General features: G+C 63.1%; 1 protein-coding gene. It reads left to right on the top strand.

Translation table 11 applies throughout. The features are described from left to right. Positions 1 to 548: efflux RND transporter permease subunit (locus CSC70_RS14310; RefSeq protein ID WP_211369517.1), on the top strand; the 548-nt coding region annotated here is incomplete at both ends.

Genomic DNA, 548 nt, shown 5'->3' with positions numbered 1-548 from the left:
GCCAACGTGCAGGAAACCATCAGCCGCCTCGAAGGCGTGGGCGACACCACCTTGTTCGGTTCGCAGTACGCGATGCGGGTGTGGATGGACCCCAACAAGCTGAGCAATTTCAGTCTCACGCCCGTGGATGTGCGCAACGCGATCCAGGCACAGAACGCGCAGATTTCCGCCGGCCAGTTGGGCGCATTGCCGGCGGTGGCCAACCAGCAGCTCAACGCCACCATCACTGCCCAGACCCGGCTGAAGACCGCCGAGCAATTCGAGAATATCCTGCTGCGCACGCAGTCCGATGGCTCGCAGGTGCGCTTGCGCGATGTGGCGCGCATCGAGCTGGGCAGCGAAAGCTACAACACGGTGGGCCGTTACAACGGCAAGCCGGCGGCCGGTCTGGCGATCAAGCTGGCGACCGGGGCCAATGCGCTGGATACGGTGCGCGCGATCGATAAAAGCCTGGAAGAGCAGGAAAGGTTCTTCCCGCCCGGCATGAAGGTGCAAAAGCCGTACGACACCACCCCGTTCGTGCGCATCTCCATCGAGCAGGTGGTACA

This window comes from Pseudoxanthomonas kalamensis DSM 18571, assembly GCF_010211745.1.
GTDB classification, from domain to species: Bacteria; Pseudomonadota; Gammaproteobacteria; order Xanthomonadales; family Xanthomonadaceae; genus Pseudoxanthomonas_A; species Pseudoxanthomonas_A kalamensis.
The sequence above is the reverse complement of the archived record's forward strand: the minus strand, read 5'-3'. Positions and strand labels throughout refer to the sequence as shown.